A 21130-nucleotide genomic window follows, 5' to 3' on the forward strand; every position below is an offset into this window, starting at 1 on the left:
TCGGGACGTTTCGCCGCAGCGATATTGTTCCAGGGCGAACATCATGAGGAAAAAGCAACGTAATTTGTCGAACCGTTGCCTTATATTGGGTCCCATGTAACCGGGGCCCGCAAGCAGGAAGAGCGAATTTGGCGATCACCCGACGACACCTCCTTCAAGGCAGCGCACTGGCGGCAATCGCTCCGGCGCTCGGACTCAACTCCGGCCTGTCGGCGATCACGCCGGCCCTCGCCGACGACGCCCCCAACGGGCTGAAATGGCGGCACGGCCTCTCCACCTACGGCGAAATCAAATATCCCGCCGACTTCAAGCGCTACGACTACGTCAACCCGGACGCGCCGAAGGGCGGCGTGGTGCGGCTGTTCCAGCCCGGCACCTATGACAGTTTCAACCTGGTCGTCGCGGGCTTGAAGGGGACGGTCGCCGCGTCCGTCGCCCGCATCTACGACTCGCTGATGGAAGCCTCGCTCGACGAGCCCGATACGTATTACGGCGAGCTCGCCGAAGCGGCAGCCTTCCCCGACGACTTTTCCTACGTGATCTACCGCCTGCGGCCGGGCTCACGCTGGCACGACGGCAAGCCGGTCACGCCGGAGGACGTGATCTTCTCCTTCGAAGCGCTGAAGGCGAACAGCCCGATGTTCAGCGCTTACTACCGGCACATCGAAAAGGCCGAAAAGATCGGCGATCGCGACATCAAGTTCACCTTCGACAGCCCGGGCAACCGCGAGCTGCCGATGATCACCGGCCAGCTCATCATCCTGCCCAAGCATTGGTGGGAAGGCACCGACGCGCAGGGCAAGAAGCGCGACATCACCGCGAGCACGCTGGAGCCGCCGCTCGGCTCGGGACCCTACCGGATCAAGGAATTCGTCGCCGGACGATCGGTGGTGCTCGAGCGTGTCAAGGATTACTGGGGCAAGGATATTCCGATCGCGATCGGACAGAACAATTTCGACGAGCTGCGCTACGAGTATTTCCGCGACGACACCGTTGCCCGTGAGGCGCTGAAGGCCGACCAGTTCGACTGGTACAACGAGCGCAGCGCCAAGGAGTGGGCGTCGGCCTACGACGTTTCGCCGGTGCGCGAGAAGCGGCTGCTCAAGGAGCTCTTCACCGTCCGCAATCAGGGCCGGATGCAGGGCTGGGTGTTCAACCTGAGGCGCCCGAAATTCGCCGACCCCAGGCTGCGCCGCGCCTTCAACTACGCGTTCGATTTCGAAGAGATGAACCGCGTGCTCTCGACCGGCGATTATCATCGCGATTCGAGCTATTTCGACGGCATCCCCGACCTGATGGCGACCGGTCTGCCGGAAGGCAAGGAGCTCGAGATCCTCGAGACGCTGCGCGACAAGGTGCCGCCCGAAGTCTTCACGACGCCCTACAAGGATCCGGTCGGCGGTACGCCGGAAAACGTACGCGCCAATCTGCGCGAGGCGACGCGGCTCTTGAAGGAAGCCGGCTTTGAAATACGCGATCGCAAGCTGGTGGATTCCTCCGGTCAGCCGTTTACGGTCGAGATCCTCGGCAACAGCGGCGATTCCGGCATGGAGCGGATCTCGCTGTTCTACAAGCCGAGCCTGGAGCGCCTCGGCATCACCGTCAATCTGCGTGCGGTCGACACCGTGCAGTACCAGAACCGGGTGCGTGATTTCGATTTCGAGATGGTCACCCAGGTATGGGGACAGTCGATCTCGCCCGGCAACGAGCAGCGCGACAATTTCGGCTCGCAGGCCGCCGATCGACAGGGATCGAACAATCTTCCCGGCATCAAGAATCCGGCCGTCGATGCCATCATCGAAAAGATCATCTTCGCCAACAGCCGCGCCGATCAGGTCGCCGCCGCCAAGGCGCTGGACCGGGTTTTGCTCTGGAACTTCTATTGCGTTCCACACTTCAATTACGACAAGCAGCGCTACGTCTACTGGGATCGCTTCAGCCATCCCGACCCGCTGCCGAAATATGGTGTTTCGGGATTCCCAAATCTTTGGTGGTCTGACGCCGACAAGGCGGCCAAGCTCAAGCGTTCATAAAGCTCAAGGATCCGCGCATGGCGCTATTCTCCCGTCGGCACGCACTCGGTCTCGGCATCGGTGCGTTGAGTGCTGCAGGCTTGCGTGCCGCACCGGCGGCTGCCGACAACGGAACCGAGATGCACGGCATGTCGGTGTTCGGCGACCTGAAATATCCGGCGGATTTCCAGATCTTCGACTACGTCAATCCGAAGGCGCCGAAGGGCGGCGCGTTCTCGGTGATTCCGTGGGTGCGCGGCTACAACCAGTCCTACTACACCTTCAACTCGCTGAACGCCTATGTCCTGAAGGGCGAAGGCGCGCAGGGCATGGACATGACGTTCGCGACGCTGATGTCGCGCGCCAACGACGAGCCCGACGCGATGTACGGCTATGCCGCGAAGTCGGTGCAGATTTCGCCGGACAAGCTGATCTACCGCTTCACAATGCGGCCCGAGGCGCGCTTCCATGACGGCTCCAAGCTGACCGCGCAGGACGTCGCCTTCTCGCTCAATACGCTGAAGGAAAAAGGGCACCCGCTGATCCAGGTGCAGCTGCGCGACTTCGTCAAGGCCGAGGCGGCGGATGACGCGACCGTGGTGGTGACCTTCGCGGCGGGCCGCGCGCGCGACGTGCCGCTCTATGTCGCCGGCCTGCCGATCTTCTCCAAGGCCTATTATGCGACGCGATCGTTCGAGGAATCGACGCTCGACGCACCGCTCGGCTCGGGGCCGTACAAGGTCGGTCGCTTCGAGGTCAACCGCTACGTCGAATTCGACCGCGTCAAGGACTGGTGGGGCGCCGAGCTTCCGGTCAATCGCGGCAGCTACAATTTCGATACCGTGCGCTACGAATTCTATCGCGACCGCGACGTGGCCTTCGAGGGCTTCACCTCGAAGAGCTATCTGTTCCGCGAGGAGTTCACCGCGCGGGTCTGGGCCACCCGCTACGATTTTCCTGCGGTGAAGGACGGCCGGGTCAAGCGCGAGACGCTGCCTGACGATACTCCGTCCGGCGCGCAGGGCTGGTTCATCAACATGCGCCGCGACAAGTTCAAGGATCCGCGCGTGCGCGAGGCGCTGATCTGCGCCTTCGACTTCGAGTGGACCAACAAGACCATCATGTACGATGCGTATGCGCGCACCGTCTCGCCGTTCCAGAACTCGGACATGGTGGCGGAAGGGCCTCCGTCGCCGGAGGAGCTGGCGTTGCTCGAGCCGTTCCGCGGCCAGATACCCGATGAGGTGTTCGGCCTGCCGTTCGTGCCGCCGATGTCCGATGGCTCGGGCCAGGACCGCGCGCTGCTGCGCAAGGCGGTGCAGCTGCTCAACGAGGCCGGTTGCGTCGTCAAGGACGGCAAGCGGGTGCTGCCGAACGGCGAGCCCATCACCATCGAATTCCTCAATGACGAGCCCTCGCTGCAACCGCATCACGGGCCTTACATCAAGAATCTCGGCACGCTCGGCATCGATGCGACATTCCGACTGGTCGACGCGGTGCAATACCGCGCCCCGGGTGGAAGACTTCGATTTCGACATGACCATGCAGCGCTTCAGCTTCTCGGCGACGCCCGGCGACAGCATGCGACCGTTCTTCTCCTCGCAGGCCGCGAAGACCAAGGGCTCCTACAATCTCGCAGGGGTCGCCAATCCCGCGATCGACGCGCTGATCGAGAAGATCATCGGCGCGAACAGCCGCCATGAGCTGACGGTCGCCTGCCGCGCCTTCGACCGCGTGTTCCGCGCCGGCCGCTATTGGGTGCCGCAATGGTACCGCAACACGCATCCGATCGCCTATTGGGATCAGTTCGGTCATACCGAGAAGCTCGCCAAGTATACGCAGGGCGTCGGTGCGCCGGAGAACTGGTGGTATGATGCAGCCAAGGCCGCGAAGCTCGAGCAGGCGAAGTAGCTGATGAGCGCCTATATCGCCCGACGTATTCTGCTGATGCTGCCGACGCTGCTCGGCATCCTGTTCGTTTCCTTCGTGGTCGTGCAGTTTGCCCCCGGCGGTCCGGTCGAGCGTGTCATCGCGCAGATCAACGGCGCCGACACCGGCGGCACCTCGCGCGTGTCGGGCGGCGGCGGCGATTTCGGCGCGCAGCGCGGCCAGGGTGCGGGAGCGGGCGCGGCCATCAACTCGAAATACCGCGGCGCCCAGGGGCTCGACCCTGATTTCATCAAGAAGCTCGAGGTGCAGTTCGGCTTCGACAAGCCGGCGCCGGAGCGCTTCGCGCTGATGGTCTGGAACTTCGCCCGCTTCGACTTCGGCAACAGCTATTTCCGCAGCGTCAGCGTGCTCCAGCTGATCAAGGAAAAGCTGCCGGTCTCGATGTCGCTCGGGATCTGGATGACGCTCCTGACCTATCTGATCTCGATCCCGCTCGGCATCCGCAAGGCGGTGCAGGATGGCTCGCGGTTCGACACCTGGACCTCGGCCGTGATCATCGTCGGCTTTGCGATCCCGGGCTTCCTGTTTGCGATCCTCTTGATCGTGCTGTTCGCCGGCGGTTCGTTCCTCAACATCTTCCCGCTGCGCGGCCTGACCTCGGACGGCTGGTCGCAATTCCCCTGGTACTGGAAGATCATCGACTATTTCTGGCACCTGACGCTGCCTTTGGTGTCGATGGCGCTCGGCGCCTTCGCCACCATGACGCTGCTGACCAAGAACTCGTTCCTCGACGAGATCCGCAAGCAATATGTGATGACCGCGCGCGCCAAGGGCTGCAGCGAACGCCAGGTGCTGTACGGCCACGTCTTCCGCAACGCCATGCTGATTGTGATCGCGGGCTTCCCGGGCGCGTTCATCCACGCCTTCTTCTCGGGCTCGCTGCTGATCGAAACCATCTTCTCGCTCGACGGGCTCGGCCTGCTCGGCTTCGAGAGCGTATTGAACCGCGACTATCCTGTCGTGTTCGGCACGCTGTTCATCTTCTCGCTGGTCGGACTGGTGGTCAATCTGCTCTCCGACCTTGCCTATATGTGGATCGATCCCAGGATCGACTTCGAAGCGCGCGGGAGGTCTGATGACGATGCTCGCGCCCCAGCCGGTCGAGACCTCGACGCAATCGCCGCTCGGCGAGGCGGTGCCCGCCACGCAGCACGGCTTCTCGCCGTCGCCGCTGAACAAGCGGCGCTGGCAGAACTTCAAGGCGAACCGCCGCGGCTACTGGTCGTTCTGGATCTTCCTCGGCCTGTTCGTGGCGTCGCTGTTTGCCAATTTCATTGCCAACGACAAGCCGCTGCTCGTCAAATATGACGGCCGCTACTACTGGCCGGTGATTTTCACCTACGCCGAGACCACCTTCGGCGGCGATTTCGAAACCGCGGCCGACTACCGCGATCCTTATCTGCAGAAGCAGATCGCGGCCAAGGGCGGCAGCATGATCTGGCCGCCGATCCGCTACTCCTACGACAGCCGCAACCTCGATCCGCCGACGGCAGTGCCGTCGAAGCCGACCTGGCTGCTGACCGAAAAGGAATGCGCGGACGTGGTGAAGCGAAAGGGACTGACCGGCTGCCGCGACCTCGAATACAACTGGCTCGGCACCGACGACCAGGGCCGCGACGTCGTCGCACGGCTGATCTACGGCTTCCGCATCTCGGTGCTGTTCGGCCTGACGCTGACCATCCTGTCCTCGATCATCGGCATCGCCGCCGGCGGCGTGCAGGGCTATTTCGGCGGCTGGACCGATCTGGTCTTCCAGCGGCTGATCGAGATCTGGACCGCGATCCCCTCGCTCTATCTGCTGCTGATCATTTCGGCGGTGCTGCCGCCGGGCTTCTTTATCCTGCTCGGCATCCTGCTATTGTTCTCATGGGTCTCGCTGGTCGGCCTGGTGCGCGCCGAATTCCTGCGCGGCCGCAACTTCGAATACATCCAGGCGGCGCGCGCGCTCGGCGTCTCCAACGGCGTGATCATGTTCCGCCATTTGCTGCCGAACGCGATGGTCGCGACCATGACGTTCCTGCCGTTCATCGTCTCGTCCTCGGTGATGACGCTGACGGCGCTGGATTTCCTCGGCTTCGGCCTGCCGCCCGGCTCGCCCTCGCTCGGTGAACTGTTGTCGCAGGGCAAGGCCAACGTGCAGGCGCCGTGGCTCGGCCTCACCGGCTTCTTCTCGGTCGCGATCATGCTGTCGCTCCTGATCTTCATCGGCGAGGCCGCGCGCGACGCATTCGACCCGCGCAAGACGTTCTCGAAGAGCTGACGCATGGACGCGACCAACCAGCCCCTGCTCGACGTCAGCGACCTCTCGGTCGCGTTCGGCCGCTCGGTCGCGGTCGACGGCATCTCGTTCTCGATCAAGCGCGGCGAGTGCGTCGCGCTGGTCGGCGAATCCGGCTCCGGAAAATCCGTCAGCGCGCTGTCGGTGCTGAAGCTGTTGCCCTATCCGACGGCATCGCATCCCACCGGCGCAATCCATTTCCGCGGCCGTGATCTCCTGACCGCGTCCGACCAGGAGATGCGCGAGGTCCGCGGCAACGACATCTCGATCATCTTCCAGGAGCCGATGACCTCGCTCAATCCGCTCCAGACCGTCGAGACCCAGATCGGCGAGATCCTGTCGCTGCATAAGGGCGTAAGTGGCTCGGCGGCGCGGGCGCGGACGCTGCAATTGCTCGGCCAGGTCGGCATCCCCGAGCCCGAGACGCGGCTCAAGAGCTATCCGCACCAATTGTCCGGTGGCCAGCGCCAGCGCGTGATGATCGCGATGGCGCTTGCCAACGAGCCCGATCTGTTGATCGCGGATGAGCCGACCACCGCGCTCGACGTCACCGTGCAAGCGCAGATCCTGGCGCTGCTGGCCGAGATCCGCGCGCGGCTCGGCATGAGCCTGCTGTTCATCACCCACGATCTCGGCATCGTTCGCCGCATCGCCGACACGGTGTGCGTGATGAACAACGGCAAGATCGTCGAGCAGGGTCCGGTCGAGCAGGTGTTCACCGCGCCGAAGCACGCCTATACCAAGGCGCTGCTCGCCGCCGAGCCGAAGCCCGATCCGGCGCCGCCGCAGCCGGGCGCGGAAGTCGTGATGTCGGCGGACAATCTCAAGGTCTGGTTTCCGATCAAGCGCGGGCTGCTGCGCTCGACCGTCGGCCATATCAAGGCGGTCGACGGCGTCAGCCTCGCGGTGCGCAAGGGCGAGACGCTCGGCGTCGTCGGCGAATCCGGCTCCGGCAAGACTACGCTCGGTCTCGCGTTGCTCAGGCTGATTTCCTCCGACGGTCCGATCGTGTTCCTCGGCAAGGACATCCAGGGCCTGCGCTTCAAGCAGATGCGGCCGTTCCGCCGCGACATGCAGATCGTGTTCCAGGACCCGTTCGGTTCGCTCAGCCCGCGCATGTCGGTCGCCGACATCATCGCCGAGGGGCTCGAGGTGCACCAGAAGCAGCTGTCGCGCGAGGAGCGCGAGGCGCGGGTGATCAAGGCGCTGAAGGACGTCGGCCTCGATCCCGAATGGCGCTTCCGCTATCCGCACGAATTCTCCGGCGGCCAGCGCCAGCGCATCTCGATCGCGCGCGCGGTCGTGCTGGAGCCGAACTTCGTCGTGCTGGACGAGCCGACCAGCGCGCTCGACATGCTGCTCCAGGCCCAGATGGTCGACCTGTTGCGCGACCTGCAGCGCAAGCGCGATCTCACCTACATGTTCATCTCGCACGATCTGCGCGTGGTGGCCTCGCTCGCGAGCCATCTGATCGTGATGAAATCCGGCAAGGTCGAGGAGGAGGGGCCGGCCTCCGAGCTGTTCAAGAATCCGAAGAGCGACTACACCCGCGCGCTGTTCGCCGCCGCGTTCCGCATCGAAGCGGCCGGCGAGGGGACAGTGGCGACCTGACTGTCGTTCCGGGGCAACGCGCAGCGTTGAACCCGGAACCTCGAGATTCCGGGTTCGATGCTTCGCATCGCCCCGGAATGACGGAAGCGGCTACAGCCGCTTGATCGCCAAGACCTCGTTGCCCGCGGCCTTGATCCGCGCGATCGCGGCCTGCGTGTTCTCCACCACCGTCGCCATATGATGCGCATTGGCGTGCACGATCGTCGCCGCATCGCGGGCAATCGCGACATGGCCTTTCCAGAAGATCAGGTCGCCGCGCTGCAGGTGCTTCGATTCCGCTGCCGCCAGTTCGCGGCCGAGGCCGTCCTGCTGCATGTCGCTGTCGCGCGGGCAGCCGGTGCCGGCGGCGGTCAGCGCGATCTGCACCAGGCCGGAGCAGTCGATGCCGAGGCTCGACTTGCCGCCCCAGAGATAGGGCGTGCCGACGAATTGCTCGGCGATCCCGACGAAATCCTGCGCCATCACCTCGAGCGGCGCGAGATGCCGGCGCGGCAGGTGCCAGCCTTCGCGGGTCACCGCGAAGGGGCCGTCCTCGCGGACGATCGCTAGCTTCGTCCCCATCGCCAACGCTTCGGCCGGCGGCAGCTTGATGGACGGGCCCGGAAACGCCAGCGTGCGCGGCGCCGTCACCTTGTGCGTGGGGGCCGCGTCGGGCGTCGTCAGCGCGGCGTCGGGAATCCAGCCGACATAGCCGTCATCGGCGAGCTGGCCCCATGCCCAGCCCTCGCCGTTGCGATCGTACACCGTGACGCGCTCGCCCCTCAGCGCCTGCGTCATCTGTTCGGCATCGGCCGCCGGTGATTGCCGCAGCGGCGCGATGGCGTCGAAGACCTCGAACGTCTCGCCTTCGACGAAACGTGCGGCCTTGACCTTGCCCTCGAGGTATTTCGCCGCAAGGTCGGCACGCGCAGGTGTCAGCCTGGGATCATGCATAGCGCTGGCTCAGCAACTTGTAGATCGCGCGCGCGGCCTGGCATTCGCCGCCTTCGGGTCGGCCGGGTTTTGCGGACGGCGTCCAGCCATAGATATCGACATGCAGCCAGCTCCGCGCGTGCTCGACGAAGCGTTGCAGGAATAGCGCGCAGGTGATCGAGCCCGCGAAACCGCCCGACGGCGCGTTGGTGATGTCGGCGGTCTTGGAGTCGAGCCAGGCATCGTAGGCCGGCCACAGCGGCAGCCGCCACAACGGGTCATTCTCGCTCTTCGCGTGAGCTGCGACGTCGCCGGCGAGCGCCTCGTCATTGGTGTAGAACGGCGGCAGATCCGGGCCCAGCGCCACGCGCGCGGCGCCGGTCAACGTGCCCAGATCGACCAGGAGATCCGGCGTCTCCTCGTCGGCCAGCGCCAGCGCGTCGGCGAGCACCAGCCGTCCTTCGGCGTCGGTGTTGCCGATCTCGACCGTGATGCCCTTGCGCGACTTGAAGATGTCGAGCGGGCGGAACGCATTGCCGGCAACCGCGTTCTCGACCGCCGGGATCAGCACGCGCAGCCGTAGCTTCAGCTTCGCGTCCATCACCATCTGCGCCAGCGCCAGCACGTTGGCGGCGCCGCCCATGTCCTTCTTCATCAACAGCATGCCGCTCGACGGCTTGAGGTCGAGCCCGCCGGTGTCGAAGCAGACGCCCTTGCCGACCAGCGTCACCTTGGGATGCGCCGGATCGCCCCAGCTCAGATCGATCAGCCGCGGCGCGCGCGTGGACGCCATGCCGACGGCGTGGATCAGCGGGAAGTTCTGCGCGAGCTCGTCGCCGCTGATGCAGTTGAACGCGGCGCCGAACCGGGTTGCGAGCTCGCACGCTAGCTCGGTGAGCTCGGCGGGGCCCATGTCGTTGGACGGCGTGTTGATGAGGTCGCGCGCCAGCGCCGCCGCATCCGCCATCCGCGTGATCTCGGCGGCGTCGGCGCCGTCGGGCGGCACCAGGCGGACCTCGGGGACGCTGGCCTTGCGATAGCGGCCGAAGCGATAGCAGCCGAGCGCGAAGGCGAGCGCGGCAAGTCGTGTATCATGCGGCGCGTTGGCGAAGCGGTAGACGCCGGGCGGCAGCAGGCCGGGCAGGGCGCCGGGCCGGAACGGATCACGCGCCTTGTGGTCGGCGTCCTCGAGGCCGAACAGCACCTGCGCGATGCCGCCGTCGGCCGCCGGCAAGGCGAGGGCTTTGCCCGGCTTGGCCTCGAAGCCGTTGGCCTCCGCGAACCGGCGCGCCGGTGCCGGCAGCGCGCTTCGGATCGCATCCCATGTCGCCTTGGTGACGAAGGTGATCGGTGTAGCGGCGGTCGTCGGTGCGGTCTCGAACACGGATGGCATGCGGCTCTCGGCTTGTTCTGGCGTCGTTGCTGGCTACTACACGCCTTTCATGGCGGATGGTAGCGCGCCCGCGGCTTGCGCGGCCTGCGCGGCTGGAACCGGCGCACGGGGTTGTCGGTGCCGCCAGTTAACCAGACGTTAGGGTTAACAATCTATTGCTGACGCGTTCAGTTGGATCCATTTGCCCGATTTCGTGAGTGACAGTGCCATGCGTCGACAGTCCAATTTGACCCGGCATCTCGCTTCCGCCGCCCTCGTCGCGGTCCTGGCCGCAGGGCTGGGCGGTTGCCAGACCATGTCCGACGTGACCGGATCGATCGCGTCCCGGTCGTCGGATCCCACGCCCGATGATCCGCGCCGCGCCGTCGAGGTCTATGGCGAGCGCTATCGCAAGAATCCCAAGGATGTCGACGCCGCGATCGCCTACGGCCAGGGGCTGCGGATGTCCGGACAGCGCGCGCAGGCCTGCGCCGTGCTGGAGCAGGCCACGATTTCCAATCCCGGCAACAAGGCGCTGCTTGCCGCCTACGGCCGCGCGCTGGCCGACAACGGCAATTCGCAGGCGGCGTTCGACGTGCTGAGCCGCGCCCACAGCCCGGACAATCCGGACTGGCGGATCCTGTCGGTGCAGGGCACCACGCTCGACAAGATGAACCGGCATGACGAAGCGCGGCGCTATTACGCGAGTGCGCTGCGACTGGCTCCCGACGAGCCGTCGGTGCTGTCCAATCTCGGCCTGTCCTACATGCTGACCAAGGAATTGCCGAAGGCGGAAGAGACGCTGCGCAAGGCCTATGCCAGCGCCCGTGCCGACACAAGGATCCGGCAGAACCTGGCGCTCGTCGTCGGCCTGCAGGGCCGTTTCGCGGAGGCCGAAACCATCGTCAAGGCCGACCTGCCGGCGGACGAGGCGGCGGCCAACGTCGCCTATCTCCGCGACATGCTGAACCGCAAGGACGGGCCGCGGACCGCGTCGCGAATTGCGCCGGTCGTCGCCAAGGACGACTAAGGCAGTCTCGGGCGAGAAGCGCTTAGCTTCGCGATGCATCGACCTCACGCGCGAAAAAGAAACGCCCGGCAATGCCGGGCGTTCTCGTCTGCGCGGCAAGCGCAACTCAATGCATGGTGGCGATCTTGATGTAGGACGGCCCGAGGATCACGATGAACAGACAGGGCAGGAAGAACAGGATCATCGGCACGGTCAGCTTGGGCGGCAGCGAGGCGGCCTTCTTCTCAGCCTCATTCATGCGCATGTCGCGGTTTTCCTGCGCCATCACGCGCAGGCTCTGGCCGAGCGGCGTGCCGTAGCGTTCGGACTGCTGCAAGGCCATGCACACCGACTTCACGCCCTCGAGTCCGGTGCGGCGCGCCAGGTTCTCGTAGGCGGACTTGCGGTCCTGCAGATAGGACAATTCCGCGGTCGTCAGCGCGAACTCCTCCGACAGCGCGATCGACTGTCCGGCGATCTCGTTGGCGACCTTGCGGAACGCGACCTCGACCGACATGCCGGACTCGATGCAGATCAGCAGCAGGTCGAGGGAATCGGGGAAGGCGCGCTTGATCTGGAGCTGGCGCTTGGAGATCGCGTTCTTCAGGAACAGCATCGGCGCCTGCAGGCCGGCATAGGCCGCGCCGACGCAGATGCCGATCTTGAGCGTGAGCGACCAGTTCGCGCCCGCGATGAAGAACGTGTAGATGATCGCGCCGATCAGCAGCACGATCGGCGTCACCGCGCGGGCGAACAGGAAGGTGACGTAGGGGGCGTGGCCACGATAGCCCGCCATCACGAGCTTCTCGAGCGCCGCTTCCTGAGCGAGCCATTTTGACAGGTTGAGATCGTCCACCACCCGCGAGACGACCTGCTTCGGCGTCTGCCGCAGCGCCACCTTCTCGGTCTTGGACAGCCGCTCGCGTTCGCGCTGCCGCAGGCGTTCGCGCTCGCTGGCGACCGCCTTCATGCGCTTGTTGAGATCGCCGCCGGCGAGCAGGGGCATCACCAGCGTGTAGACCGTCGCGCTTGCCGCGAAGAAGGCAAGCAGCATCGTCATGAACCTGACGTCGTGGAGCTTGGCGATCAGAATATCAATCATGCTGCACCGTCAGAAATCGAAATTGATCATCTTCTTCATCACCAGCACGCCGCAGGTCATCCAGAGGGCGCAACCGACCAGCATGAGCTGGCCCATCGAGTTGGTCCACAGCAGCGCGATGTAGTCCGGCGTCGTCAGGAACACGAGGATCATCACGATCGGCGGCAGCGAGCCGATGATGGCGGCGGAAGCCTTCGCTTCCATCGACATCGCCTGGATCTTCTCGGCCATCTTCTTGCGGTCGCGCAGCACACGCGACAGGTTGCCGAGCGCTTCCGACAGATTGCCGCCAGACTTCTGCTGGATCGCGATCACGATGCCGAAAAAGTTCGCTTCCGGCAGCGGCATGCGCTCGTAGAGCCGGGCGCAGGCCTCGCCGAGCGGCATGCCGATCGCCTGGGTCTCGATGATCGCCAGGAACTCGCTGCGCAGCGGCTCAGGCGCGTCGTTGACCACAGCCTTGAGCGATTCGAACAGCGGCAGACCGGCCTTGATGCCGCGCACGATGACGTCGACGGCGTCGGGCAGCGCCTTCAGGAAGGCCTTTTCCCGCCGCTTCTTCAGGAAGCCTAGCAGCCAGCGCGGTGCGCCGAGGCCCATGGCAAAGCCGATGCCGGCCGCTCCGAGCAGGCCGCCGCCGGCCAGGAATGCCGCGCCGAACCCGAACAGGCCCAGCGCGCCGGAGATCATCCAGAATTTCTGCTCGGACCATTCCAGTCCGGCCTGCGAGATGCGCAGGCCGAGCGGGACCTTCTTGTCCTTCTGCCTGCGCGCCTCGAGCTCCTTCAGCGATCCTTCGACCTGCTCGCGGCGCGAGCGCTGCGTGCGGTCGGCATTTCGGGTCGTCGTGGGTTCGTTGCGCGCCACCGACGCGCGGCGCGACTCGGCCTTCTTCTCGCCCGAGAGGTAGGGGTACAGGAAGACCCAGGCGATGCCGCCCACCGTGGTGGCGGCGAGGAAGGCCAGGGCAAGGGTTTGCGTCTGCATCCTGCGTTTCCCTAGACCGGCGCCGGCGAGTCGGAGGCGTCCAGCGCCGCCGCCAGCCGCTTCTCTTCATTGTAGTAGCGGGCACGCTCCCAGAAGCGCGGCCGGCCGATGCCGGTCGAGCGGTGCTTGCCGATGATCTTGCCGTTGGCGTCTTCCCCGACCACGTCGTAGAGGAAGACGTCCTGGGTGATGATGGTGTCGCCTTCCATGCCCATCACCTCAGTGATGTGCGTGATGCGGCGCGAACCGTCGCGCAGGCGCGCGGCCTGCACGATGATGTCGACCGAGGCGCAGATCATCTCGCGGATGGTGCGCGACGGAAGCGAGAAGCCGCCCATGGTGATCATGGATTCGCAGCGCGACAGCGCTTCGCGCGGATTGTTGGCGTGCAGCGTGCCCATCGAGCCGTCGTGGCCGGTATTCATCGCCTGCAACAGGTCGAACGCCTCGGGTCCGCGGACTTCGCCGACGATGATCCGCTCCGGGCGCATACGCAGGCAGTTGCGCACCAGTTCGCGCATCGTGACCTGGCCCTCGCCCTCGATGTTCGGCGGCCGGGTTTCCAGCCGCACCACATGCGGCTGCTGCAGCTGGAGTTCGGCGGCGTCTTCGCAGGTGATGATGCGTTCGTCGTGCTCGATATAGTTGGTCAGGCAGTTCAGCAGCGTGGTCTTGCCCGAGCCGGTGCCGCCCGAGATGATCACGTTGCAGCGGACCCGGCCGATGATCTGCAGGATGGTCGCGCCTTCCGGCGTGATCGCGCCGAACTTGACGAGCTGCTCCAGCGTCAGCTTGTCCTTCTTGAACTTGCGGATGGTGAGCGCGGGCCCGTCGATCGCCAGCGGCGGCACGATGGCGTTGACGCGCGAGCCGTCGGCGAGGCGGGCGTCGCAGATCGGCGAGGATTCGTCGACGCGGCGGCCGACCTGGCTGACGATGCGCTGGCAGATGTTGAGCAGCTGCTGGTTGTCGCGGAAGCGGATCCCGGTGCGCTGGATCTTGCCGGCGACTTCGATGAACACGGTGCCCGCGCCGTTGACCATGATGTCGGCGATGTCGTCGCGCGACAGCAGGGGCTCCAGCGGGCCGTAGCCGAGCACGTCGTTGCAGATGTCGTCGAGCAGCTCTTCCTGCTCGGCGATCGACATCACGATGTTCTTGATCGCGATGATCTCGTTGACGATGTCGCGGATTTCCTCGCGCGCCGACTCGCTGTCCAGCTTGGCGAGCTGGGCAAGGTCGATCGCCTCGATCAAGGCGCCGAAGATCGTCGCCTTGACCTGGTAGTAATTGTCCGAGCGGCGGGTTTCGACGGTGGGAGCCGGCGGCGGCTTGGCCGGGGCCAGCGGCGGCGACGAGATCGTCGGGGCAGCGGACTCGCGCGACATCGCCGACGAGCCGGCGGGCTCCGGCGCCTGAAAAGCGGGCTTGGGTGCCCGCACATCCCCATCGTTTCCGCTACGCTTACCAAACACGACGTCTTGACTCCACGCGGACCACTATTTGGACCGCAGCTTTTCGAGCAGGGGCGACAGGAAGGATCCCCTCGGCTTCTTGGTCTCGCCGCGGCCTGTCAGCCGCTGCGCCATCTGCAGGAACATCTCGACCGCGCGGTGATTGGCGGAAATCTCCGCGATCATCTGGCCGTTGTTGGCGGCCGAACCGAAGATCTGCGGATCGAACGGAATTGCGGCGATCGGCTGGCTCTCGATCGCCTTGGCGAATTCGCCCGCCGCGATCTCGGGCCGCTTCGGCACGCCGACCTGGTTCAGGCAGTACAACGGCGCGCGGTCGTTCGGCCGCGACGCCTTCAGCAGGTCGAACATGTTCTTGGCGTTGCGCAGGTTCGCAAGGTCGGGCGCCGCCACGATCAGGATGTCGTCGGCCGCGATCAGCGCGCGCTTGGTCCAGCCGGACCATTGATGCGGCACGTCGAGCACGATGCAGGGCATCGTGGTGCGCAGCGTATCGAAGATCGCATCGAACGCCTCGGCGCCGAAATCGTAGACCTTGTCGAGCGTCGCCGGCGCCGCCAGCAGGCTCAGATGGTCGGTGCATTTCGACAGCAGGCGGTCGACGAAGGCGGTGTCGACGCGATCCGGCGAGAACACGGCGTCCGCGATACCTTGCGCCGGATCCTGGTTGTAGTTGAGGCCGGCGGTGCCGAAGGCGAGGTCGAGGTCAGCGACCACGGAATCGAGCGCCAGATCGCGGGCGATCGCCCAGGCGACGTTGTGGGCGATCGTCGAGGCGCCGACGCCGCCCTTGGCGCCGACCACAGCGACGATGCGGCCGACCGCCTTGGCTTCCGGGGCCGAGAACAGGTTGCAGACCGCGCGCACGACGTCGATCGCATGGGCCGGCGCAATCACGTAGTCGCTGACGCCGCGGCGCACCAGCTCGCGATACAGCGTGACGTCGTTGACGCGGCCGATCACGACCACGCGGGTGCCGGCGTCGCACACCGTGGCAAGCTGATCGAGACCGGCCAGGATGTCGCCGCGGCCTTCGGTCTCGAGGATGATGACGTTGGGCGTCGGGGCCGAGCGATAGGCCTCGATGGCGGCCGCCATGCCGCCCATCTGGATCTTGAGATGTGCCTTGGCCAGCCGGCGATCCTCGCCAGCCGACTGCACGGCAGCGGCGGTCTCGACCGTTTCGCAGAACGCCTGGACCGAAACCCGAGGCGCCGGAGCAATGTGGTCGTCCACGGCCTGCGGCGGGGCGTCCGTCTGCTCTTCGGAGTTTTGCTGCGCGTAGGTGATCATTTTCCGGTGTCGCTTAGCTTGGCCCTTTCGGACTCGGGATAGGTCGTGGCGGTGGTGGTACCCTTGCGATATTTGTCGAAGGCGATGTTGCGGCGCGAGGTGTAGGCAGGGGTCTCCGCGCGCGGCTGCACGAGGTCGGTCGGGTCTTCGACCATGGCTGCGAGGTTACGCTGATTGGCGCAGCCGAAATTGTAGTACTGCTTGTTCTCGATGTAGGACCCGTTGTGGATCGACGGGCCGAGATCTTCCGGCCAGAGGCCGCACGGCCCGGCGACCGCCTTCATCTTCGGATAGTTGACGCGGATCGCGGGCATCTGGCGCGGATCCTCGGGATGATATCTGCGAACCAGGATCCCGCGCGGCGGCACGCCGGCGGCGGCGAAAGTGGCCTGGATCTCGCGCAGCGATTCCTGGGCGGGGCGTGCGTTCGCCGTGTCGGCGGGAACGTCGATGGTGACGGCGCCGGTGCCCTCGCGCATCCAGTCCCGCGCCATCCCCATCACCTCGGCGCGCTGCTCCGCGGTCAGGCCGCCGCGGCTGCGGCCGACGAAGACCACGATCGAGCGATCGGCCTCGGTGACCGCGATCGGGTGGCGCTGGCGATAGTCGGCCGGCGCGTTCACCATCGCGAAACTGTTGTCGCGATCGTGCTGGCAGGCGCCCAGCGTCACGGCAAGGCTGACGAGCGTTCCGGCGAGACCGATGCTGCGCTTGTATCCGGCGGATGTCTTGGATGTGGTCTGTGTCATCGTCCGCCTCAGTCGGTAATGAAGCCGTAGGTGCCGCGGTAATTCCGCGCCGGCTCGGTACGGCCAGGCACGCCGTAGATGCGATTGAGGCTGCCCAGCAGGTCGGCCTGCGGATCGGAGGCGTTGGCGAAGCCGTCATCCGGACGCGACAGGTCCTTCTGCGCCACCGCGCGAACGACATAGGGCGTCACCAGCACCATCATTTCGGTCTGGTTGTTGACGAAGTCGCGGCTGCGGAACAGCGTGCCGAGCACCGGCAGCGACGCCAGCCCGGGAAGGCCGTTGATCGCCTGCTTGGTCTGGTCCTGGATCAGGCCGGCCATGGCCATCGAGCCGCCCGAGGGAATTTCCAGCGTGGTCTCGGCGCGGCGGGTCTTGATCGAAGGGATCGTGGTGCCGTTCTGGCCGCCGGTCAGCGAGTTCTCGGTCGAGACTTCCGACACTTCGGTCATCACCCGCAGGCTGATCCGTCCCTCGGTCAGCACCACCGGCGTGAAGTTGAGCGAGATACCGAATTTCTTGAAGCTGACGGTCTGAACGCACTGTCCGATCGCGCCTGACGTCGTCGTCTGACAGGTCACGCCGGTGGGGATTGGAAACTCGCCGCCCGAGATGAAGGTCGCCGATTCGCCCGAGATCGCGGTCAGGTTCGGTTCGGCCAGGGTCCGCACCACGCCGGCGCTTTCCATGGCGCGCAACGTCGCCGACACCGATGGCCCTGAACCGAACGAGGTGGTGAGGGCGTTGCCGGGTACCAGCGGTGCGTTGTTCGCCGTGAACGGGTTGTTGTTGGCGAATTTCACCACGGTCGTGCCGTAATTGAGGTTTGCGGTGAGATCGATGCCGAGCTGCTTGATCAGGCTGCGCGAGACTTCGGCAACCGTGACTTTCAGCATCACCTGGTCGCGGCCGCGGACCGTGATGGAGTTGACGACCTTGTCGGGGCCGCCGACCAGCCGCGCGGCGATCTCGCCGGCCTGCTGCGCCTCGACCGGGCTCGCCGCACTCCCGGTCAGCACCACGCCGTCGGCGACGCCCTCGATCTGGATATCGGAGTTCGGCAGCGACGCACGCAGCGCGGCGCGCACGCCGTTGAGATCGCGCTTGACCGCGATGTCATAGGCCGCGATCTGCTGGCCCGCGGCATCGAAGAACACGATGTTGGTCTGGCCGACCGTCGCGCCGATGATGTAGGCGCGCTGCGCCGAGCGAACCACGGCGTTGGCGATCTTCGGATCGGCCACCAGCACGTCCTTGATGTCCCTGGGCAGATCGATCACGATCGACTTGCCGACGCCGAGTGCGAGGAAACGGGCATTCATCTGGCCGTCGGCCGAGGCAGGGGCGGGCGCGGCGCGGTAGTCGCTCGCCACCACCGGCGACAGGGCCGGGTTGAGCGTGAGCGCCGCGACGGCCGAGAACGACAATGCGCGGACCATGAAGGCCCGCATTGTCCGTTGAGTAGCCCCGCCTCTCATCACGTGTGTCCTCATGGTCACTTCTGCATCGTTGCCTGGTTGGCAACGCCAAAGCGGATGACGTTGATCGTGTCCCCGCGTCTCTGACGGTTGTCGTCGGTCTTGGTCTCGGGCGCGTTGTTGTCGGCGATGCTGCGCAGCGCCAGCGACAGGACGCCGCTTTGGCGCGCGCGCGCCAAGGTCTCGGTCTGTTCGGGCTTCAGCTCCAGCGTCACCGTCTTGCCGATCAGAGCGTTGGTGCCGTCCTTCTCCTTCGGCGCCTGGTCGATCGCGAGCACGCGAACATTGGTCAGGATGACCTCGGAGTTGACGATGTCGGCGCCGCTGCGGTCCGGATTCTTGTCCCGCTTCGACAGCAGGACGTCGACGCGGTCGTTCGGCAGGATGAAGCCGCCGGCGCCGGTCTCGGGCGAGATTTCGGTCGATACCGCCCGCATGCCGGTCGGCAGGATCGCGGCCATGAAGCCGCTGCCGTCGGCCTTGACGAGCTTCTGCTCGCGGATCGGCTCGCCCTGGATGAACGGGGCGCGCGCGATCGAGCCGGTGACGTCCTTGATGGCGTCGGCGTTGCTGTCCTTGCGCATGAAGGTGGCGCTGGCGGTCGCCGCCGGCCAGGTCTGCCACTGCACGTCCTCGGGCTTCACGGCCTGGCCGAGCCCGATGTCGGTGCGCGCGACCAGGATGTCGACCGTGGGCAGCTGCGCGACCGGCGGAGCGGGCGCCGGCTTGTCGTCGCTTCCGCTCGCCAAATAGAGGGCGGCAAGGCCGGCGCAGCCTGCGATAGCCAAGACCAGAATGCGGGCCCTATCCATTACGCTTCACTTTCCACATGACGCCGCGACGCTGCCGCCGCCGTGATGGGAGTTGACCAGCTATTCGTCAAAGCATGGTTAATGAGGCGTATCTAAATCGCCTTAACGGGCGGTTACCGCTGCTTTTCAGCGCATCGCGAAGTGCGCGAGATCGATCGTCTTGATCCAGTCGGTCTCGGGATAGATCAGCAGGGCGCCGAGGGCGAGTGCGATGCCGTAAGGAATTCCGGTCTGCTTGTCGTGGAGGCGGCTGAGCCAGGCCTGGGAGGCGAGCGGGTAGGGCAGCGGCCATTGCCGGAGCTGCAGCAGCAGCACGGTCAGCGCACCGCCGAACAGCGAGGCAAACACCAGATAGGGCAGCAGATGCTCGAAGCCGAACCACAGGCCGGCCGCGGCCGCGACCTTGGCGTCTCCGCCACCGACCCAGCCCATCGCAAACATGCCGAACGCCGCCACCAGCACCAGCGCGCCGGCGCCGGCATGGCTGAGCATGTCATGCATACCCATCCCGGTCAGCGGCGCCAGGACGAAGAAGCCGGCCACCAGCGCCAGCGAGACCCGGTTCGGGATCGTCATGGTCAACAGATCGCTCGCCGCCGCAAAGGCCATCAGGGCCGGAAACAGCATCAAGCGTGCGATGTCGAGGATCATGGATTCATGCCGTCAAGCTGGAGCTGCGGTCGAGACCCGACGCTAGCGGCCAATGGTGAACAATCGGGAAAGGATCGCGGCCAATCGCCCCCGATGAAATAGCAAAGGTCCCGGGGGTGCCGGGACCTTTGATGCGAACTCGTCGGAAACCGGCTTACTTCAGCGAGCCCGAGATCGAGTTGAAGGTACCCGAGAGCTTCGAGCCGACGCCGTTGACTGCGGCGATGATCGCGATGGCGATGCCGGTGGCAATCAGGCCGTACTCGATGGCGGTCGCGCCGGACTCGTCCTTCACGAAGCGCGAAACGAGGTTCTTCATAAATTCACTCCTGTGTACACGTGGCTGGTCGAACTAGTTTTGGTCTCGCCGGCGTTCTCAGCACCGTGACCATTGCGGCACCCTACGGTTGGACGATTTCGGTGCAGTTAATTTGATCGCATAAACTCTGAGGGAACCCGCAGTTGTCGCGCACAGTAAATTTGGGATTAAGCGGCCCGCTAAAATTGCGGACTGTTGCTGCGACCGGCCACTATCGGTGCCTGTTCACGGCTCCTTAAGCGCACATCCATTACCCATGGAGCATCCGTCAAATGAGGCTGCCATGTCTACCCTTCCGATCGAAGTCATCGAGATGCTCGGCCAGACGATGATGAGGGTGGTGCCGATCACGATCGGGCTGGCGCTGTTCTTCACCGCGCTGACGCACTTCTGGGCCTGCAATCCCGGCAAGCCGTGGTGGCAGAAGCGCGAGCTGGTCACCGACATCTGCTACTGGTTCTTCGTGCCGGTGTTTGCCCGCGTGCTCCGCATCGGGCTGCTGGTGGTGGGCGCGGCCGCGGTCTTCAACGTGCATGGCGCCGACGATCTGATCTCGTTCTACGAGAACGGACACGGCCCGCTGTCGCAGCTTCCGCTCTGGCTGCAGTCGATCATCTTCCTGGTCGCATCCGACTTCATGCTGTACTGGCTGCACCGGATGTTTCATGGCGGCGGCTTCTGGAAGTACCACGCCATTCATCACTCCTCCGAAGATCTCGAATGGATCTCGGCGGCGCGCTTCCATCCCGTCAACCTCCTGGTCGGCACCATCTCGGTCGACGTGATCCTGCTGATGGCCGGCATCTCGCCGAACATCATGCTGTGGGTCGGTCCCTTCACCACCTTCCACTCGGCATTCGTGCACGCCAACCTGAACTGGACGCTTGGCCCGTTCAAATATGTGATCGCCACGCCGGTGTTTCATCGCTGGCATCACACCGCGCTCGAGGAAGGCGGCGACACCAATTTCGCGGGCACGTTTCCGCTCTGGGATATCCTGTTCGGGACATTCCGCATGCCCGATGGCAAGCTTCCGGACGATTACGGCGTCGACGCCGAGCAGGGCGTGCCGGCCGAGATCGGCGGACAGCTGGCCTATCCGTTCCGGCATTGACCGGCT

The 21130-nt window shown here is 65.3% G+C and carries 16 protein-coding genes and 2 pseudogenes; 7 read left to right on the forward strand and 11 right to left on the reverse strand.

What is annotated here, in order from left to right; genetic code table 11:
* Positions 1-128 precede the first annotated feature (128 nt).
* From ACVILL_RS16710 to ACVILL_RS16730, 5 genes and pseudogenes are all read left to right on the forward strand, one after another.
* Positions 129-2033 (forward strand): extracellular solute-binding protein, encoded by a 1905-nt coding sequence (locus ACVILL_RS16710; protein WP_456730055.1) that lies wholly within the window; start codon positions 129-131, stop codon positions 2031-2033.
* 17 nt (positions 2034-2050) lie between these two features.
* Positions 2051-3923: pseudogene (locus ACVILL_RS16715) on the forward strand (extracellular solute-binding protein).
* A 3-nt stretch (positions 3924-3926) separates the two neighbouring features.
* Positions 3927-5027, forward strand: a pseudogene (locus tag ACVILL_RS16720) (microcin C ABC transporter permease YejB); the annotation flags it as partial.
* 10 nt (positions 5028-5037) lie between these two features.
* Entirely contained in the window at positions 5038-6222 is a 1185-nt protein-coding gene (locus ACVILL_RS16725) for an ABC transporter permease (protein ID WP_456730056.1), read from the forward strand.
* 3 nt (positions 6223-6225) lie between these two features.
* A complete protein-coding gene (locus ACVILL_RS16730) occupies positions 6226-7851 on the forward strand; it encodes an ABC transporter ATP-binding protein (protein WP_456730057.1) in 1626 nt (541 codons plus the stop codon).
* A 90-nt stretch (positions 7852-7941) separates the two neighbouring features.
* Here ACVILL_RS16730 and ACVILL_RS16735 read toward each other — a convergent pair whose 3' ends face one another.
* A complete protein-coding gene (locus ACVILL_RS16735; RefSeq protein WP_456730058.1) occupies positions 7942-8784 on the reverse strand; it encodes a C40 family peptidase in 843 nt (280 codons plus the stop codon).
* Positions 8777-10156 carry a leucyl aminopeptidase family protein gene (locus ACVILL_RS16740; protein ID WP_456730059.1) on the reverse strand — a complete coding sequence of 460 codons (1380 nt, stop codon included), beginning with the start codon at positions 10154-10156 and terminating at the stop codon, positions 8777-8779. The genes ACVILL_RS16735 and ACVILL_RS16740 overlap by 8 nt, the downstream gene beginning before the upstream one ends.
* Before the next feature lie 208 nt (positions 10157-10364).
* Here ACVILL_RS16740 and ACVILL_RS16745 point away from each other — a divergent pair, with 208 nt between their 5' ends.
* Positions 10365-11165: a tetratricopeptide repeat protein gene (locus ACVILL_RS16745; protein WP_456730060.1), complete on the forward strand. Its 801-nt coding sequence runs from the start codon at positions 10365-10367 to the stop codon at positions 11163-11165.
* A 106-nt stretch (positions 11166-11271) separates the two neighbouring features.
* Here the strand turns inward: ACVILL_RS16745 and ACVILL_RS16750 are convergent, their stop codons facing one another.
* The 9 genes from ACVILL_RS16750 to ACVILL_RS16790 form a co-directional block, all read right to left on the reverse strand.
* The gene (locus ACVILL_RS16750) at positions 11272-12246 is read right to left on the reverse strand and encodes a type II secretion system F family protein (protein ID WP_456730061.1); all 975 of its coding nucleotides are present in this window, start codon (positions 12244-12246) and stop codon (positions 11272-11274) included.
* A gap of 9 nt (positions 12247-12255) precedes the next feature.
* Positions 12256-13233, reverse strand: coding sequence for a type II secretion system F family protein (locus ACVILL_RS16755; RefSeq protein ID WP_456730062.1), 978 nt, complete (start codon positions 13231-13233; stop codon positions 12256-12258).
* A gap of 11 nt (positions 13234-13244) precedes the next feature.
* Positions 13245-14708 carry a CpaF family protein gene (locus tag ACVILL_RS16760; RefSeq protein ID WP_456730063.1) on the reverse strand — a complete coding sequence of 488 codons (1464 nt, stop codon included), beginning with the start codon at positions 14706-14708 and terminating at the stop codon, positions 13245-13247.
* 24 nt (positions 14709-14732) lie between these two features.
* Positions 14733-16001, reverse strand: a complete 1269-nt coding sequence (locus ACVILL_RS16765; RefSeq protein WP_018269598.1) for an AAA family ATPase — start codon at positions 15999-16001, stop codon at positions 14733-14735.
* Positions 15998-16750, reverse strand: a complete 753-nt coding sequence (locus tag ACVILL_RS16770; protein ID WP_456730064.1) for a CpaD family pilus assembly protein — start codon at positions 16748-16750, stop codon at positions 15998-16000. Before ACVILL_RS16770 ends, ACVILL_RS16765 begins: the two co-directional genes overlap by 4 nt.
* A gap of 8 nt (positions 16751-16758) precedes the next feature.
* Positions 16759-18201 (reverse strand): type II and III secretion system protein family protein, encoded by a 1443-nt coding sequence (locus ACVILL_RS16775; RefSeq protein ID WP_456734279.1) that lies wholly within the window; start codon positions 18199-18201, stop codon positions 16759-16761.
* Positions 18202-18245: 44 nt separating this feature from the next.
* The gene (cpaB, locus tag ACVILL_RS16780; protein ID WP_456730065.1) at positions 18246-19040 is read right to left on the reverse strand and encodes a Flp pilus assembly protein CpaB; all 795 of its coding nucleotides are present in this window, start codon (positions 19038-19040) and stop codon (positions 18246-18248) included.
* Positions 19041-19166: 126 nt separating this feature from the next.
* The gene (locus tag ACVILL_RS16785; protein WP_456730066.1) at positions 19167-19691 is read right to left on the reverse strand and encodes an A24 family peptidase; all 525 of its coding nucleotides are present in this window, start codon (positions 19689-19691) and stop codon (positions 19167-19169) included.
* 154 nt (positions 19692-19845) lie between these two features.
* A complete protein-coding gene (locus ACVILL_RS16790) occupies positions 19846-20010 on the reverse strand; it encodes a Flp family type IVb pilin (RefSeq protein ID WP_139480303.1) in 165 nt (54 codons plus the stop codon).
* Between the two features lie 283 nt (positions 20011-20293).
* Here ACVILL_RS16790 and ACVILL_RS16795 point away from each other — a divergent pair, with 283 nt between their 5' ends.
* Positions 20294-21124 carry a sterol desaturase family protein gene (locus ACVILL_RS16795; protein ID WP_456730067.1) on the forward strand — a complete coding sequence of 277 codons (831 nt, stop codon included), beginning with the start codon at positions 20294-20296 and terminating at the stop codon, positions 21122-21124.
* Positions 21125-21130 lie beyond the last annotated feature (6 nt).

It is taken from the genome of Bradyrhizobium sp. USDA 3364, from assembly GCF_054056355.1.